This is a genomic window from Streptomyces sp. YGL11-2, from assembly GCF_050054615.1.
Taxonomy (GTDB): domain Bacteria; phylum Actinomycetota; class Actinomycetes; order Streptomycetales; family Streptomycetaceae; genus Streptomyces.
Genome location: NZ_JBNHIN010000160.1, coordinates 1 through 971, shown reverse-complemented (window position 1 = coordinate 971; position 971 = coordinate 1). Strand labels below are relative to the sequence as shown.

Sequence of the window (971 nt, the reverse complement as noted above, 5' to 3'; positions counted from 1 at the left end):
CTCCGCCCCCGCACCCTCCCGTAGCGGTGCGGGACCCCGCCCCGGTGGGGGAGGAGTTCATGCGCCGCGCAGGGCGCGGCGCAGCTCGTCGTTGGAGACCAGTACGCCGCCGTCGACGGGCAGCGTGATGCCGGTGATCCAGGCCGCGTCCTGGGAAGCGAGATAGGCGACGGCCGCGGCGATGTCCTCGGGGCGGCCGACCCGGCCCAGTGGATACGCCCCGGCCGCCCGCTGCAACGCGTCCTCACGCCCAGCCCAGTTGGGGGTGTGGACGGTGCCCGGCGCGATGAGGTTGACCCGTACGCCGCGCGGTGCGGCATGGCCGGAGAGCGTACGGGTCAGGCTCGCCAGGCCCGCCTTGGCGGCGCTGTAGGCGTGGTTGCCGAAGTCCTGGAGGCCGTTGACCGAGCCGATGTTGACGATCGCGCCGCGCCCGCCGGCGGCGGCCAGGTGGGGCAGCGCGGCCCGGGAGCAGCGGAACGCGCCGCCGAGGGTGATGTCCAGGTCGGCGGCCCACTCCTCGTCCGGGGTGTCCTCGAAGAGCGGGGTGTCGTGGTGGCAGCGGTACGCGTTGTTGACGAGGGTGTCCAGGCCGCCGAATCGGTCCACGGCGTGCGCGACGGCCGCCTCCACGGCGGTCCGGTCGCCGACGTCGCAGGCCAGCGCCTCGGCCTCGCCGCCGGCCGCCCGCACGCCCTGCGCGACCCGTTCGGCGCGGGGCCCGTCGATGTCGGTGACCAGCACGCGTGCGCCCTCGTCGGCCAGCCGCCGGGCGGTGGCCTCGCCGATGCCCCGGCCGGCGCCGGTGATCAGTACGCGGTATCCCTCGAATCGCCTCATGGCCGCTACCTACCCAACTGGGAGGGCGCCCCAGGTCTTTGACGTCCTCCCCCACCGGGGCGGGGTCCCGCACCGCTACGGGAGGGTGCGGGGGCGGAGGGGGGGGGGGGGGGGGGGGGGGGGGGGGGGGG

The 971-nt window shown here is 76.4% G+C and carries 1 protein-coding gene; it reads right to left on the bottom strand.

Going from position 1 to position 971, the window contains the following annotated elements:
• Positions 1 to 57 precede the first annotated feature (57 nt).
• The gene (locus ACO1BR_RS44140) at positions 58 to 840 is read right to left on the bottom strand and encodes an SDR family NAD(P)-dependent oxidoreductase (RefSeq protein ID WP_426800756.1); all 783 of its coding nucleotides are present in this window, start codon (positions 838 to 840) and stop codon (positions 58 to 60) included.
• Between the last annotated feature and the right edge of the window lie 131 nt (positions 841 to 971).

Bases quoted from the DNA above. Each gene is read 5' to 3' on its own strand.
- ACO1BR_RS44140 (WP_426800756.1), bottom strand. From the start codon at position 840: ATGAGGCGATTCGAGGGATACCGCGTACTGATCACCGGCGCCGGCCGG.